Annotated in this window: 14 protein-coding genes; 8 read left to right on the plus strand and 6 right to left on the minus strand. The window is 70.6% G+C overall.

Going from position 1 to position 15,589, the window contains the following annotated elements:
• Window positions 1–24: 24 nt before the first annotated feature.
• From ACGFNU_RS35315 to ACGFNU_RS35345, 7 genes are all read left to right on the plus strand, one after another.
• Window positions 25–1,479 carry a DUF6351 family protein gene (locus tag ACGFNU_RS35315; RefSeq protein ID WP_392600864.1) on the plus strand — a complete coding sequence of 485 codons (1,455 nt, stop codon included), beginning with the start codon at window positions 25–27 and terminating at the stop codon, window positions 1,477–1,479.
• 61 nt (window positions 1,480–1,540) lie between these two features.
• Window positions 1,541–2,119: an RNA polymerase sigma factor gene (locus ACGFNU_RS35320; RefSeq protein ID WP_392600866.1), complete on the plus strand. Its 579-nt coding sequence runs from the start codon at window positions 1,541–1,543 to the stop codon at window positions 2,117–2,119.
• A complete protein-coding gene (locus tag ACGFNU_RS35325; RefSeq protein ID WP_392600868.1) occupies window positions 2,119–3,129 on the plus strand; it encodes a hypothetical protein in 1,011 nt (336 codons plus the stop codon). The genes ACGFNU_RS35320 and ACGFNU_RS35325 overlap by 1 nt, the downstream gene beginning before the upstream one ends.
• 157 nt (window positions 3,130–3,286) lie before the next feature.
• Window positions 3,287–4,108 (plus strand): trypsin-like serine peptidase, encoded by an 822-nt coding sequence (locus ACGFNU_RS35330; RefSeq protein WP_392600870.1) that lies wholly within the window; start codon window positions 3,287–3,289, stop codon window positions 4,106–4,108.
• A gap of 378 nt (window positions 4,109–4,486) precedes the next feature.
• The gene (locus ACGFNU_RS35335; RefSeq protein WP_392600872.1) at window positions 4,487–5,308 is read left to right on the plus strand and encodes an EamA family transporter; all 822 of its coding nucleotides are present in this window, start codon (window positions 4,487–4,489) and stop codon (window positions 5,306–5,308) included.
• 16 nt (window positions 5,309–5,324) lie between these two features.
• Window positions 5,325–6,788 (plus strand): PLP-dependent aminotransferase family protein, encoded by a 1,464-nt coding sequence (locus tag ACGFNU_RS35340; RefSeq protein ID WP_392600874.1) that lies wholly within the window; start codon window positions 5,325–5,327, stop codon window positions 6,786–6,788.
• A 93-nt stretch (window positions 6,789–6,881) separates the two neighbouring features.
• Window positions 6,882–7,544, plus strand: coding sequence for a tetratricopeptide repeat protein (locus tag ACGFNU_RS35345; protein ID WP_392600876.1), 663 nt, complete (start codon window positions 6,882–6,884; stop codon window positions 7,542–7,544).
• 53 nt (window positions 7,545–7,597) lie between these two features.
• Here the strand turns inward: ACGFNU_RS35345 and ACGFNU_RS35350 are convergent, their stop codons facing one another.
• From ACGFNU_RS35350 to ACGFNU_RS35375, 6 genes are read right to left on the minus strand one after another with little or no spacing between them, the layout of a single operon-like run.
• Window positions 7,598–8,650: an LLM class flavin-dependent oxidoreductase gene (locus ACGFNU_RS35350; RefSeq protein WP_392600878.1), complete on the minus strand. Its 1,053-nt coding sequence runs from the start codon at window positions 8,648–8,650 to the stop codon at window positions 7,598–7,600.
• Between the two features lie 22 nt (window positions 8,651–8,672).
• Window positions 8,673–10,088, minus strand: a complete 1,416-nt coding sequence (locus tag ACGFNU_RS35355) for an aminobutyraldehyde dehydrogenase (RefSeq protein WP_392600880.1) — start codon at window positions 10,086–10,088, stop codon at window positions 8,673–8,675.
• The gene (locus ACGFNU_RS35360; protein ID WP_392600882.1) at window positions 10,085–11,638 is read right to left on the minus strand and encodes an APC family permease; all 1,554 of its coding nucleotides are present in this window, start codon (window positions 11,636–11,638) and stop codon (window positions 10,085–10,087) included. Before ACGFNU_RS35360 ends, ACGFNU_RS35355 begins: the two co-directional genes overlap by 4 nt.
• The gene (locus tag ACGFNU_RS35365; protein ID WP_392600884.1) at window positions 11,635–11,904 is read right to left on the minus strand and encodes a hypothetical protein; all 270 of its coding nucleotides are present in this window, start codon (window positions 11,902–11,904) and stop codon (window positions 11,635–11,637) included. The genes ACGFNU_RS35360 and ACGFNU_RS35365 overlap by 4 nt, the downstream gene beginning before the upstream one ends.
• A complete protein-coding gene (locus tag ACGFNU_RS35370) occupies window positions 11,901–13,433 on the minus strand; it encodes an FAD-binding oxidoreductase (protein WP_392600886.1) in 1,533 nt (510 codons plus the stop codon). The genes ACGFNU_RS35365 and ACGFNU_RS35370 overlap by 4 nt, the downstream gene beginning before the upstream one ends.
• Window positions 13,430–14,689 (minus strand): (Fe-S)-binding protein, encoded by a 1,260-nt coding sequence (locus tag ACGFNU_RS35375; protein WP_392600888.1) that lies wholly within the window; start codon window positions 14,687–14,689, stop codon window positions 13,430–13,432. Before ACGFNU_RS35375 ends, ACGFNU_RS35370 begins: the two co-directional genes overlap by 4 nt.
• A 121-nt stretch (window positions 14,690–14,810) precedes the next feature.
• Here ACGFNU_RS35375 and ACGFNU_RS35380 point away from each other — a divergent pair, with 121 nt between their 5' ends.
• Window positions 14,811–15,545, plus strand: coding sequence for a FadR/GntR family transcriptional regulator (locus tag ACGFNU_RS35380; RefSeq protein ID WP_392600890.1), 735 nt, complete (start codon window positions 14,811–14,813; stop codon window positions 15,543–15,545).
• Window positions 15,546–15,589 lie beyond the last annotated feature (44 nt).

A 15,589-nucleotide genomic window follows, 5' to 3' on the forward strand; every position in this document is an offset into this window, starting at 1 on the left:
AGCACGCCGTGAAAGGTGAAGTCCTTGAACGAAACCGCCCAATCGCTCCCCGATTCCCGCCGACGCCGTCAGGTGGTGGTCGGTGCGTCGCTCGCCACCGCCCTCCTCGGCACGCTCGGCGGCGTGGCCCCCGGCCGTGCGAGCACAGGTCGACCACAGACCACCGCCTGCCCGCCCAGCCTTGTCGGGAAGGCCACCTGCTTCACCGGCCAAGACGCCAACGGCGCGTATTACACGATCGCCGTCCCGAAGCGCTGGAACCGCTCGCTCGTCGTCCATGCCCATGGCGGACCTGCCGCGTCCTACGATTCGTCCACCACCACACACGACCTGGCGGAGTGGGCGGTGATGGTCGAGGAGGGATATGCCTGGGCCGGCTCCTCGTACCGGCGCGGCGGCTACGGGGTCAGGATGGCCGCCGCCGACACCGAGAACGTGCGTCGCCTGTTCGCCGGCCATTTCGGCAGGCCAAGCCGTACCTACCTCCACGGCCAGTCCTTCGGTGGAAACGTCGCCGCCAAGGTAGCCGAGACCTACGGCAGAAAGCCTGGTGCCTACGACGGAGTGCTGCTGACCAGCGGGCTGCTGGCCGGTGGCTCCCGAGGCTACGACCACCGCGTTGATCTGCGCGTGGTCTACCAGTACCTCTGCCGCAACCTCCCTCGCCCGACCGAGCCGCAGTACCCGTTGTGGCAAGGGCTGCCCGCGGACTCCAGCATCACCCCCGACGAGGTCCTCGCCCGCCTCCAGGAGTGCACCGGCATCGCGTCCGACCCGGCCGCCCGCACTGCCCAGCAACAGCGCAACCTGGACGACATCACCGCCGTCACGACCATCCCGGAGCGCTCGCTGCCGACGCACCTGCAGTATGCGACGTTCCTGTTCCAAGACATCGTGTGGAACCGGCTCGGCGGCCGTAACCCGTTCAGTAACCAGGGCGTGCGGTACACGGGATCGCACGACGACAAGGCCCTCAACGCGGGTGTGGCGCGCTTCTCGGCCGACCCCACCGCACGCCGCGACCTCTCCTACGACAGCGACCTCACCGGTCGCGTCTCCCTCCCGGTGCTCACCCTGCATGCGATCGACGACCCGTCGGTCTTCGTGGAACATGAGTCCGCCTATCGCGCCACTCTCCGCGGCGCCGGTCTCGTCCAAACCTTCACCAGAGAGTCCGAGCATGACGAGCTGAGCGTCGCCGAGTACGCCAATTCCCTCGCCGCCCTCGACAGATGGGTGCGTACAGGGCGGAAGCCGACCCCGCGTTCGATCGCGGGTTCCTGCAGAACGTTCGACCGCACTTACGGCGGCGGGTGCTTCTACGACCCCGGATATCGTCCGTCCTCGTACTACACACGAATCCGGCCCCGGCCAGGCCGCGTAGCCTGGCCGGCCATGACCGCGGCGCAGGAGCGCGCGTGGAGCCGAATCGGCGGCGTCGGAATCGGATTCACGGAACAGGGCGCTGACCTGCACTGAACGCTTTGACCCATCAGATGGCAATAGCTGGATGTAAGGCGATCCGGCTACGAGGAGGGTCATGACATCTGATCCGGAGGATGCGGAGTTGATCGTTCGGTCGCTCGACGGCGACGCGGACGCCTTCGTCGAGGTGGTCCGGCGTCACGAGGCGGCGGTGGGGGCCTACCTCGCGCGGCGGGTCGGCCGGGAACGGGCCGAGGACCTGCTCGGCGAGGTGTGGGTGGCGGCGTTCTCGTCGCGGGCGAAGTACGACCGCTCGTTTCCCGACGCAGGCCCGTGGTTGTTCGGTGTCGCGCACAACACGCTGCGGCGGCACTGGCGGTCCCGGCGGGACGAGGTGCCGCGGGCGAACGTGGTCGACATGGCGTCCGCCTGGGACCCGTGGGCCGCCGTGGACGACCGTGTCGACGTCGACCGGGTGCTGCGGCAGGCCCTGGCGCTGCTCAAGCCGCAGCAGCGAGAGATCTTGACCTTGGTCGCCTGGGAGGACCTGACCGTCGCCGACGCGGGGCGGGCGATCGGCGTCTCGCCGGGGACGGCGCGCCGCCACCTGCACGAGGCGCGCATGGCGCTGCGGAACGCGCCGGGGATGCTCGCGCTGCTGACCGATCACAACACGGTGAAGGAGGCCAACTGATGGTTGACGAGATGGACCTGCTGAGGGACCTGAAGGAAGCCGAGCCGTTGCGGCCGCGCGCTTTCGAGGACGCCAGGGCGGTGCTGCGGACGGCGATGGCCGAGCGAGCGGCACCGCGGCCGAAGCCGCAGACCCGGTGGGGCAAGCGCCGCATCATGGCCTTCAGCGCCGCCGCCTTGGTCGCCGCGTCCGCAGCGGGAGTGCTGGTCGCCACGTCCACATCGACGCCGGACAAGGCTCCCGTGAAGGCGGCGCCGTCAACGGCGAACCCGATCCTGGCCAAGCTGGTCGCGGACATCACGCCCTTGCGGGCCAACGCGCCGGGCGACGCGACGCTGGAGATCCGCAACCAGTCGCCGGCCAGTGACAGGCTGGGCGACAACGGCATCGGCCTGTTCACCGACGACGGCACCTATTACTGGGGGGTCGACAAGAAGGCCCTGCGGCGCGCCATCATCCGGAGGGACGGGGGCGACGACATGTTCAAGCGCGACATCGCGGTGGCGCTCTACGCCGTGAAGGGCGACATCAATACCGCTCGCGCGCGGATGGCGGTCTCCAACCTCGCCCCGGGCACGAATCCGGATCCGGAACGGGCGAAGATCGAAAAGCTCAAGGGCCTGGCCAAGGCGCGCGGGGAGAAGTACGTCCCGCCCAAGCCGCCGACCCCGCAGCAGCAGAAGGAGATCACCGACAACCACATCTGGACGAACGCCGTCGACGCGCTGATCGCGGCGCCGGAGAATCCCCAGGTCCGGGCCGGTGTGCTCCGTATCATGGCGACGATGCCGAACGTCAAGGTCACCAAGACCACCACCGCCGGACGGCCCACGCTGACGCTGGTGGACAGCTGGCCCACCGCCGGGAAGATCGTCGAGAAGCTGGTCATCAACGCCCGTACAGGTCATCCCGTCGCCCTGACCAGCAGCGGCTCGGACATGCCGTCCCGCACGACCTACTATCACACCTCCCGGGTGACACTCGCCGATGTGAGCGCCGGCAAGTTCTGACCCGGCGCGCGCGGGCCGCCCGGCCGGGCGGCCCGCCGACGGTGGGCAAACCTCGCCGGGACGGGGGCGTACATCTTGTGGAGCTCTCCGGCTATCGGGCCCGGGCCGCCCGATCTAGCCTCACAGTGCGCACACCCCCGCCCGAGGAGGACCCGCCATGATCCGACGACTCATCGGTGCCGCCGCCGCGGCACTGGCCGGAGCCGCGCTGACGATCGTCTCCGCTCCCAGCGCGCACGCCGCCGCGGTGGACTTCCACGCCATCGTCGCGCTGAGCAACTGCTCCGGCTCGGTGGTGCGCGGCCCGCTGTCGGCCGACGCGGATCCGGCGATGGTGCTCACCAACGGCCACTGCAGCGAACTCGGCTTTCCCCAGCCGGGCCAGGTGGTGGCCGACCGGCGGTCCACTCGCACGTTCTCGCTGCTCAACAGCACGGGCCAGCAGACCATCGCGCGGCTGCGCGCGACCCAGATCGAGTACAGCACCATGACCGACACCGACATCACGCTCTACAAGCTCAGCACGACCTACCAGCAGCTGCGGAGCCAGTACGGCGTCGAGGCGCTGCGCCTGTCGTCCGAGCGCCCGCTCGAGGCCGCGCAGATCAGCGTCGTGTCCGGCTACTGGAAGAGGATCTACAACTGCAAGATCGACGGCTTCGCGTACCGGCTGCGTGAGTCGAGCTGGACCTGGAAGGACTCGATCCGCTACACCCCCGAGTGCGACACGATCGGCGGCACCTCCGGCTCGCCGGTCGTCGACCAGGCGTCCGGCCAGGTCGTGGGCGTCAACAACACCGGCAACGAAGACGGCGCCAGGTGCACCCTCAACAACCCGTGCGAGGTCGACCAGAACGGCACCATCACCGTCCGCCAGGGCATCAACTACGCCCAGCAGACCTACCTGATGACCCGCTGCCTGGTGCGCGGCAGCGACATCGACCTCACCAACGCAACCTGCCAACTCCCCAGACCCTGACCGGAACCATGACACACGATCCCGCTTGGGCTTGGCCGCAGCGGCCGCCGTCGGTGATCACCGGATGACCGTCACTGCCGACCTTGCCGTCGGCGTTGACCAACAGCACCGAGACATCGGCTTCACCTTCACCGGAAGGATCGATCCAGCTCACATGTAGAGAGGCCGTTCCCTTCTGGTCAGCCGCCGGCGACGGTCTTGTTGTCGTTGCCGGCGGTGTTCTCGGCGTGCAGTAAGGGCTGCTGATGGAGGGGCAGTCGGGCAGGGGGGCGGGTCGGGGGTGGTGAATTGGACCTGTATTGCGGGGTGGGATCGGCCCTGCTGTGGCGTCCGATTTGGGGCGAGGATCGTTGTCAGAACCGAGGAAGGGTGAAGACGATGTTGCTTCTCGCTCTGGCCGCCGCCACGCTCTATGGCGCTTCTGACTTCTATGGCGGGCTGCTGTCGCGGCGCGCTCACTACGCGTTCGTCGGGCTGGTCGGGCAGACGGCCGCTGCGACTGCGGCTGTTCTGGCGGCGCTTGTCATCGGGTCGGCTGCGCCCAGTGGTGTGGCTACCCTGTGGGGCCTCGCTGCTGGTGTCGGGGGAGCGGTGGGGACGCTCGCCCTTTACCGGGGGCTGTCGCGGGGACGGATGAACGTCGCCGGGCCGCTCTCGGCCGTGGGGGCGGCGGGCGTTCCGGTGCTGGTGGACATCGCGTTCGGGCAACGGCTCACCGCCGCTGCTTTGCTCGGGGTCGCGCTGGCGATTCCAGGTATCTGGCTTGTTTCGTCTGAGTCGGGGCGCCGCGGCCTCGCCGGTGGGGGAGTGGGCGAAGGGCTGTTGGCCGGGCTCGGCTTCGCGGTGTTGTTCGTCTGCCTTGACCGGGCCGGGGACGGCGCGGGGCTGTGGCCGGTCGCCGCCGGGCAGGTGACCGCCGCCGTGGTGCTCGGCGTCTTCGCGCTCAGTGGCCGTCGCGCGGCGCGGCAGGCGGCCACCTGGACGGCGGTCTGGCCCGGCATCCTCGGCGCCTCGGCGACGATCCTCTACTTCTTCGCCGCCCGCGAGGGGGCGCTGGCGATCGCCGCGGTCATCACCTCGCTCTACCCCGCGTTCACCGTCGCCCTGGCGGCATTGATGCTGCGGGAGCGGACGAGCCTGACGCACGGCGCCGGGCTGGCGCTGTGCGGGGTGTCGGTCGGGGCGTTCGTCATGGGATGAGCGCTAGCCTGCGGCTGTGGCGAGGACGACGGTCAACTCCCGGGTGGTGCACGAACTGCTCGTGGAGCTCGACCGCACCAGCCAGGTTCCGCTCCATCGGCAGATCGAGGCCGCCCTGCGCGAGGGAATCCGCGCGGGGCGGCTTCCGCTCGGCACGTCCGTTCCGCCGTCCCGGCGGCTCGCCGCGGAGCTGGCGGTCTCGCGGGGCGTCGTGGTCGAGGCCTACGACCAGTTGGTCGCCGAGGGGTACCTCACCAGCACGCCCGGCTCGTACACGCGTGTGGCCGCGGGTCCTGGGCAGTCGGTTTCGCGCAGCGCGCCGGTGAACGTTGCCCTGCCGCGCATCGATTTCGGGTACGGACGCATGGACGCGGCCGCCTTCCCGCGTTCGGCATGGCTGCGCTCCCTCAAGCGGGTGGTGACCCACGCGCCGCACGACAGGCTCAACTACCTCGACGGATACGGCGTGCCGGAGTTGAGGGAGGCACTGGCCGACTATCTCAACCGGGCTCGCGGAGCCTCGGTGTCCGCGTCGCATGTCGTGATCACCAGCGGGTTCGGCCAGGCGGTGGGCCTCATGCTCGACGTCCTGGCGCGGCGGGGCGCGCGGCGGATCGCCGTGGAGGATCCCTCGGCCGACGACGACATCCGTCCGCTCGCCGAGCTGCGGGGCCTGGACGTCGTGGGCCTGCCGGTCTCCGAGGACGGTATCCGCGTGGACGCCCTGGAACGCAGCGGGGCCGACCTCGTCGTCCTGACGCCGTCCCACCAGTGGCCGCTGGGCGGGGTGCTGCCCGCCGAGGCCCGCGCGTCGGTGGTCCGGTGGGCGCGGAGCCGGGGGGCGGTGGTCCTGGAGGACGACTACGACGCCGAATACCGCTACGACCGGGCGCCGGTCGGCGCGATCCAGGGTCTCGCGCCCGACGTGGTCGCGCACGCGGGCTCGGTGAGCAAGACCCTCGCGCCGGGGCTGCGCCTCGGGTGGCTGGCGCCGCCGCCGCACCTCACCGAGGCGGTCGCCGAGGCGAAGGTCCTGGCCGACCGCGGGTCGCCCGCGATCGACCAGCTCGCCTTCGCCGACTTCCTGCTGCGCGGCGAGTTCGACCGGCATCTGCGGCGGATGCGCCCGCTCTACCGGCGCCGGCGGGACGCGCTGCTCGGCGCGCTGGACGAGCACCTGCCCGGCTTCGTGCCCACGGGGATCGCCGCCGGGCTGCACCTGGTCGCGTGGCTTCCCGAGGGGCTGCGGGAGGACGACCTCATCGCGGCCGCCGCAGGCCAGGGCGTGAAGGTCGCGGGCGTGGCGCCGTACCGGATCGCCGGCGAGGGACGCCAGGGCCTGATCCTCGGCTACTCCGACCTGAACGAAGCGCGGATCGTCGAAGGCGTCCAGGCCCTGGCCGCCGCCGTCCGGACGCTCAGGCCGCCACGAGCCGGTCGCACCGGTAAACCTGGCGGCGCTGGCCTGCTTGGGTCATAGGCCGGGTGCTCTGAACTGTGCTCGGGGGCGTCGAAGAGGTGAAGCAAGCTGGAAAAGGTTCTGCACCGCCGCCGGTATCGGGGGGAGTTCGAGGTGTGGAGACTGGCCAGACGTTTGCGGAGCCGATGGCGCTCTTCGGTCGACGACGTGAACGGGACAGCGGAATACAACCTTGCTGTGGCCGCCGAAGAGAACGGACGACCTGCGGAGGCCGAGGAGCGGTATCGCCGCGCCATCGAGATCTCCGGTTCGCATGAGGCCATGACCAATCTCGGTGTTCTGCTCCTCGAGTCGGGACGGGCCGAAGAGGCAGAACAATGGTGGACACGCGCCGCCGGAGCCGGTGATTCCAAGGCGATGGGCAACCTCGGCGGCGAGGCCATGATCGCAGGGCGGCTGGAAATCGCCGAGCCGTGGCTGCGGCAGGCCGCTGAGGCCGGAAACCTCTCCGCCATGGTGAACCTGGGCGTCCTGCTGAAAAGGACAGGCAGGACCAGGGAAGCCGAGCAGTGGTACCGGCGAGCCGCTGAAGCCGGTCAGGTCAATGCCATGCTCAGACTCGGCAACGCCATGGCGAGAGCCGGGATCGTGGACGAGGCCGAGCGGTGGTGGAGACGCGCCGCCGATGCCGGTGACGTCAACGCCATGCTCAACCTCGGCGACCTGCTGGAGGACAGAGCGCGCAGGGGTGGGGCCGCGTGGTGGCGTCAACGCGCAGCCAAGGCAGCCGAGACAGCCGAGACCGACCCACCCTGAGATCCGGGTAGAGCCGGCCTGGCTCCACGAGCGGGGCATCCGCATGGCACGCCCTAGTTCTTGAGGGCGGGCATCACCTCGTCGTGGACCAGTCGCAGCTGGTCGCGCATGGTGGCGACGCCGGGGAGCTCCATCCCGGAGAAGGCCTTGACCAGCGCCGCGTCCGTGATGGCCAGGACGAGGTGGTTCACGCCGGTCGACGTGATCTCGGTCCTGATCTTCTCGGCGCACTCCTCCGGGGTGCCCGCCACCGAGAGCTTGTCGGCCAGCTCCGGGGAGGTCAGCTCGAACGCGCGGTCCACCCGGCCCGCGCCGACGGCGGCGATGATGTCGGTCAGGTCGGCCGGGTCCACGTCGTTGCGGGCCAGCTGCTCGGCGGGCATCGACGACGCGTACAGGCCCACCATCGCGCGGGCGGCGTCCTTGGCGGCGCGTGAGTCGGGGCCCGTCGCGAAGACGATCCAGGCACCCAGGTCGAGCGAATCGGCGTCACGGCCCGCGCGTTCGGCGCCGATGCGGACGTTCTCCACCATGTACTCGTAGGCCTGCTTGGTGTAGCTCAGCGCGTGGTGCACGCCGTCGGTCAGCTCTCCGGCCGCCTGGAACGATTTCGGGCCGCGCATCGCACCCAGCTTCACAGGGACGTGTTCCTGCACTGGCCGCGCGAACGTGAACAGGCCGTTGTAGGAGAAGAACTCGCCGTCGTAGCTGATCGCGCCTTCGTCCAGGACCGTGCGCACGACGTGATGCGCCTCCTTTAGGCGGGACAGCGGCTTCGTCTTCGCCCAGTCGATGCCGTATTGCGCCAGCAGGCCGAAGTTGCCCGAGCCGAGGACGCACTCGGCGCGTCCGCCGGTCAGCTCGTCGAGCGTCGCCGTCGCCTGGGCGATCAGGGTCGGCTCGCGCAGGGTGATCGCCGACAGGCTCGGGCCGAAGCGGATGTTCGTCGTCTTGTCGGCCGCCGCGGCGAACAGCAGCCACAGGTCCTTGTGCCACGTCTCGTCCGCCGCGTAGCAGCCGTAGAAGCCGAGCTCGTCGGCGAGCTTGATGGATTCGATGGTGTCGTCGAGCGGGTAGTCGGGCAACATCACGAAGCTGTACCGCATGGGTTCGCACCTTTCGAAGCGACTAGACGTCGATGTTGGACATGACGTGCTTGATCCGCGTGTAGTCCTCGAGGCCGTACATGGACAGGTCCTTGCCGTAGCCGGAGTGCTTGAAGCCGCCGTGCGGCATCTCCGCCACCAGCGGGATGTGCGTGTTGATCCACACGCAGCCGAAGTCGAGCTCCCGCGACATCCGCATGGCCCGGCCGTGGTCGCGCGTCCACACCGACGACGCGAGGCCGTACTCCACGCCGTTCGCCCACCGCAGCGCCTCGGCCTCGTCGGTGAACCGCTGCACGCTGATCACCGGCCCGAACACCTCCTGCTGCACCATCTCGTCGTCCTGGCGCAGGCCGGACACCACGGTCGGGGCGTAGAAGAAGCCTTGCGAGCCGACGCGTTCGCCGCCCGCGGCCACCGACGCGTGGCCGGGCAGCCGGTCGAGGAAGCCGCTGACCCTGGCCAGCTGGTCGGCGTTGTTCAGCGGGCCGTAGTCGCCGTCGGTACCGGTCGACGTGCCGGCGGCCTGCTCGGCGAGCGCGGCGACGAGGTCGTCGTGGACGCCCGGCGCGGCCAGCACCCGGCTCGCGGCCGTGCAGTCCTGGCCGGCGTTGAAGTACCCCGCCCCGGCGATGGCCTCCGCGGTGGCGGCGATGTCGGCGTCGTCGAACACGATCACCGGCGCCTTGCCGCCCAGTTCGAGGTGGACCCGCTTCAGGTCGGCGGCCGCGGCGGCGGCCACCTCGCGCCCGGCCCGTACCGAGCCGGTGATCGACGCCATCGCCGGGATGTCGTGCGACACCAGGGCGGCTCCGGTGTCCCGGTCACCGCAGATCACGTTGAACACTCCCGGCGGGAGGAACTCCGCGGCCAGTTCCGCCAGGAACACCGTCGACACCGGCGTCGTGTCGGACGGCTTGAGCACCACCGTGTTCCCGGCCGCGAGCGCGGGCCCGAACTTCCACAGCGCCATCAGCGCCGGGTAGTTCCACGGCGTCACCTGCGCGCACACCCCGACGGGCTCGCGCCGGACCCACGAGGTGTGCCCGCGCATGTACTCTCCCGCCGACCTGCCCTCCAGCACCCGCGCGGCGCCCGCGAAGAACCGCAGCTGGTCGAGCAGCATCGGCAGCTCCTCCTGCCGGGTCAGCTCCAGCGGCTTGCCGGTGTTCTCGCACTCCAGCGCCAGCAGCTCGTCCGCGCGCTCCTCGATCCGGCCGGCGAACCGCAGCAGCGCCTGCTGCCGTTCGGCGGGCGTCGCGTCCCGCCACGAGGCGAACGCGTCCCGCGCGACGGTCAGCGCCCGGTCGACGTCCGCCTTGGAGGACACCGGCGCGGACGCGAACACCGTGCCCGCGGCCGGATCGACCAGGTCGGCCGTGCGGCCGTCGGCCGCGTCCACGTAGGACCCGCCGACGAAGTTCTGTACCTTCTTCATCCACCCTCCCGGGAGATCGCGCCGCCCGTGGTCATCGCACCGCCTGTGCTCGCCGCGTCGCCTGCGGCCGCCGTGCTGTGCCGGTACGGCCGCAACGTCGTCATCAGCAGCAGTCCCGCTCCCGCGACGACGACGCCGGACAGGAGCACGAGGTAGTCGTCGTACCAGGGCGCGTCCGGGGTGCGCGGCCACACCATGTTGACGATCGCCGCGACCCCGTACACCAGCGCGCCGGCGTTCACCGCGAACCCCCAGCGCCCCAGCGTGAACGGCCCGGCGGGCCGCCAGCCCTTGACCCGCGCGCGCAGCGCGGCCAGCACGACCATCTGGAAGCCGAGGTAGATGCCGAGCACCGCGAACGAGACGATCTTCGTGACCGCGTCCGCGGAGAACCCGGACACCAGGACCACCACCGCGGGCACGACGGCCGCGACCACGAGCGTGTACGGCGGCACTCCCCGCCGATGGGAGAACCGGGCGAGCAGGCCGCTGCCGGGCAGCATCCGGTCGCGGGCGTAGGAGTAGATCAGCCGCGACGCCGCCGCCTGGAGGCTCAGCGCGCACGACAGGAACGACACCAGCACGACGACCAGCACCACCTTGGCGCCGAACGAACCGAACGCCGAGGTGAGCACGCCGTCGACCGGGTCGGCGTCCGCGCCGGAGATCACCGCGCCGAAGTCCGGCACCGCGAGCACCAGCGCGAGGCACACGAACGTCGCCGCCGCCCCGCCGACGTAGATGGTCATCCGCATCGCCCTCGGGATGCGCCGGCTGGCGTCCGGCACCTCCTCGGCGACGTCCCCGCACGCCTCGAAGCCGTAGTACTGGAAGATCCCGATCAGGCCGGCCGCGAGGAACGCGCCCAGGTAGGAGCCCTCCGGTGCGGAGCCGAAACCGTCGAACAGCACGCCGAGGTCGTGCTTCCGCTCGGAGATCAGCAACCAGCCGCCGACCACCAGCGCGCCGAGGATCTCCGTGCCGAACCCGATCATCGCCGCGATGGCGAGGACGCGAGTGCCGCCGAGGTTGATCACCGTGGCCAGCACGACCATGGCCAGCGCGCAGACGACCGTCGTGGTCGTCGACGCCGTGAGATCCAGGAGGGAGGCCACGTAGGGCCCGGCGCCGTAGACCACCGACGCGATAGTGACCAGCAGCGCGACCGCGTACACCCACCCGGTCATCCAGGCCCACTTCTGGCCCCACAAGCGCCGCGCCCACGGGTAGATCCCGCCCGCGATCGGGTACTGCGACACGATCTCGCCGAACACCAGCGCGACGAGGAGCTGGCCGAGGCCGACGATGACGAGGCTCCAGATCATCGGCGGGCCCGCCTCGGCCAGCGAGATGGCGAACAGCGTGTAGATGCCGACGACCGGCGACAGGTAGGTGAAGCCGAGCGAGAAGTTCGCCCACAGGCTCATGTCCCGCCGGAACTCCGAGGTGTAGCCGAGATCGGCGAGTTGCCTGCTGTCGGTGTCGGTGCTGACGTCGATGCCGGGATCGGGATTGGGGGAGTGGCCCGGGCGGGCCGCGGCGCCGGTCACCGGCGGTCCTCCGATTCGATCTCGTCGAGCAGCTCCTGCCCGGACAGGACGGTGGCCGCCCAGTGCCGGTGCATCCACTCGAGATGGTCGCCGCGGCTCGCCGCGATGCGCAGCGTGTCCCAGTTGGGGAAGAGCTGCTGCGCGACGTGGACGGTCATGAGCCTCGGGTCCACCTCGAAGATGTGCTCGAAGCGCTCCACCGCGACATCGCTGACCTGCCTGGCCGGCGGCGGCGTGTGCTGCTCGTCGTAGCGGTACCCGTTCATGGCGTTTCCTTGTAGGCGCTCGGCGTTTCCTCGTAGGCGCGCTGCAGCCCGTACTTGCCGGGATTCATGATGTTGTTGGGGTCCAGTGCCTTCTTCACCTGGAGCATCACGTCGTAGCCGCCGTCCAGCTCCATCGGCACGAGGTCGACCTCGCCCTCGCGGCACGAGCCGTGGCACGCGCTGATCGAGCCGCCGTAACGCAGCGAGATCTCCGCGATGTCCCGCTTGGCCTCCACCCACGCGGCCCACGCGGCGTCGTCGAGCTCCTGCTCCCAGATGCCGACGTCGATCTCGGTGAGGTAGTCGACGCCGGTGTCCGCGCTGGTGTAGAAGAACATCCCCCAGTCGTCGAAGACCGGGTGTCGCTCGCGCAGCCGGGTGATGATGCCGTGCCAGTGCACCCGGACCTCGGGCAGGTCGGTGTAGGCGATCGCGGCGTCCTCGCAGTGCCACGACATCGGCGCGACCTGCCCGTCCACGGTCCGCCCGTGCAGCGGCGTCGCGTACCGGTCGTGCCTGGCGGCCCAGTCGCCCTGGGAGATCTCGTCGCCGAGGTAGCGCGCGCCCGCGTCGCGCGCGACGCGCATCAGCCGCTTGCCGCCCGCGCGCACCTCGTCCTCGTTGCCGTACGCGGCGGCGCAGACGAGCGCCCGCACGTCGGCGGGCTGCGGGATGTACGCCTCGTCGTCGCGGCGCAGGTAGTCGACCTTCCACTCGTCGAACAGGACGGCGCCCGCGAACGTCGCCACCCCGGCGCGGGCGAGCTTCCCGACGCAGGCGTAGGCGGAGTCGAAGTCGGCGAACGCCCAGAACGGCGAGAACTCCGCCTCCGGCTTGGGATACAGCTTCAACGTCGCCTCGGTCGCGATGCCCAGCGTGCCCTGGTGGCCCATGAACAGGTGCTTGAGCTGGTAGCCGCTGGAGCTCTTGGACACCTTGCGCCCGCCGCCGTCGCCGACCCGGATCACCCGCCCGGTCGGGAGCACCATCTCGAAGCTCAGCACCAGGTCCCGGGTGTGCCCGTACCGGGAGCCGACGAGCGACCAGCCGCTGGTGCCGATCCGCCCGCCGACGAGCGAGCACGGGTAGGAGGCCGGGTCGTCGGGGTAGATCAGGCCGTGCCGGGCCAGGACCTCGTTGAGCTTGAGCATGTTGATGCCGGGCCCGACCGTGCAGGTCCGGTTGTCGAGGTCGATCTCCTTGATCTCGTTCATCCGCTTGACGTCCACGACGATGCCGCGCCGCTCGGGCACCGCCCCGTCGGTGAGCCCGGTGCCGCCGTCCCTCGGCACGATGGGGATCCGGTGCGCGTTCGCGATGCGCACCACCTCGGCGACCTCCGCGGTGGTGGCCGGCATGACGACCAGGTCCGGGATCCGCTCGCGCCACCGGTGCACGGGGAACGGCGCGGGCACGCGGGCCCGGTTCATCCGCGCGGTCTTGGACGTCAGCACGTACTCGCCGCCCAGGGCGTCGACCAGCTCGCCGAGCACCTGGTCGCTCAGCTGCGCGGTCTGCTGCCCGGTCATCGGCCCGTGCTCCCGTCCGCTCGGCCCGTGCTCCCGCCCACCTCGATGCCGCAGGACTCGGCGAGCAGCTCGTGCAGGTCGACGACGTCGATGGCGCGTGCCTCGCCCGCCTCGGCGAGCGGCCGCTCCGACCACGGGCAGGCCGAGACGAGCGTGTCGACCTCGAGCTCAGCGGCCTTCTCCAGCCGGGCGGCGCTGATCTTCGCGGTGAGCTCCGGCTTCTCGACCGGGAGCCCGCCCCCGCCGCCGGAGCAGTAGGACCACTGGGTGACGCGGTCGACGTCGTGGAAGGTCAGCCCGGGGATCGCGCGCAGGATCCGCCGCGGCTCCTGCCAGACGCCCTTGCGCTTGTTGAGCCGGCACGGGTCGTGGTAAGTGATCGTGCGCTCGATCGGCACGGTCGGCGTCAGCCTGCCCTCGTCGAGGAACCGCGCGAGCAGCTCGACGACGAGCACGATCTCGATGTCGAAGCCGGCGCCGAAGTAGCCCGGATAGTCCTCGGTGAACGTGATGTAGTCGTGCGGGTCGAGCACCAGCACCCGCCGGACGCCGCTCGCGCGCCAGTCGGCGAGGTTGTGCTCGGCGAAGCGCCGCGCCTGGTCGCGGTAGCCCATCTCGGCCGCGGGCCCGCCGCAGCACCACTGCTCGCGCATGAGGCCGAAGTCGTGGCCCGCGCGCTGGAGCAGCTGGGCGACCGCGCGCGGCACCGAGGTCCGGTGGAACGCGGCCTCGCAGTCGACGAACAGGATCGTCTCCCCGCCGATCGGGAGGCCGAGGCCGTCCGCCCAGTCGCGGACGCGGTCCTGGCTGACCGGGACCTCGCCGAGCACGGGTTCGTGGGAGCGCTCGTCGGTGCGCTCGTTCCAGCTCCGGTAACCGGGCTGGTGGACGTCGTTGTCGACGGCCAGCGCGCGCATCTGCTTGACGAGGTCGACGGTGCGGGTGCGGAAGCGGTAGAAGTCGCCGGTGAACAGGGTGTTGGGGCAGCGCAGCTCGCAGGCGCCGCACTGGGTGCAGTTGACGTAGTCCTCGGCCACGTCCTCGACGGTCAGCTCGCCCTGCTCCATCGCGACGACGTTGGCGTGGAAGGCGGTCGGCGTCCACGACTCGTTGCGGGTCACCTGCATGACCGGGCAGACCTCGCGGCAGAACTTGTGGCCGGACGAGAAGCAGTTGTAGGCCGCGTCGCGCCAGCCGGACAGGAACTCCATGGTCACCGGCGCGTGATCCGAGGTGGGGGGCTCGGTTTCCGTCATGTGTTTCCTCCACATGTGACCCTGGTCACGGTAAACTTAACCTATGACTTCATATTTCAAATGACAAGACCCGGCGGCCCGCGGGCTAGGCTCCGCGTGAGCCCCTGAGGAGGAGACACGCGTGACGGACGTCGGTGCTCGGCATGTCGTCTTCGCGCCGCTGCAGGACGGCGGCCGGGTGGAGGTCGTCGCCCGGCGGATCAGCGAGGCCATCGGCCTGGGCCTGATCGCCGACGGCGAGCAGCTGCCGAGCGAGGTGGAGCTGGCCGCCGCCCTGAACGTCTCGACCGTGACCCTCCGCGAAGCGCTGATGCTGCTCCGCCAGCGCGGCCTGGTCGAGACACGGCGCGGGCGCGGCGGCGGCTCGTTCGTCCGCGCGCCCGTCGACGCGTCGGTGTCCCGCCTCCGCACCACGCTGCGGGAGACCGGCGTCCACGAGCTGCGCGAGATCGGCGACCACCTGCTGGCGGTGTCCGCCACCGCCGCCCAGCTGGCCGCCTCGCGCGCGTCCGCCGACCAGATCGCCGTCCTCGCCGGGCTGGTCGACCAGCTGGCCACCGCGGGGACGGCGGGCGAACGGCGTCGCGCCGACGGCCGCTTCCACATCGAGCTCGCCGCCGCCGCCCAGTCCACCCGCCTGACCCGCCAGTCGATCGACCTGCAGGGCGAGGTGGGCGAGCTGCTGTGGATCCCGCTGGGCGAGGCCGTCGAGCGCGACGAGCGGGTGGCCCAGCACCGGGCCGTCGTCGCCGCGATCGAGGCGAGGGACGGCCGGCGCGCGCGCCTGCTGGTCGAGGAGCACGTGGAACTGGCCGTCTCCAGGCTGATCGAGTTCCACCTGCAGCTGGTGCATTAGATTGACGTCCTCCCCCTCGTGGACGAGGGGGATTCCAACCCGCG

It is taken from the genome of Spirillospora sp. NPDC048911, assembly GCF_043198015.1.
In the GTDB taxonomy this organism is placed as follows: Bacteria; Actinomycetota; Actinomycetes; order Streptosporangiales; family Streptosporangiaceae; genus Spirillospora.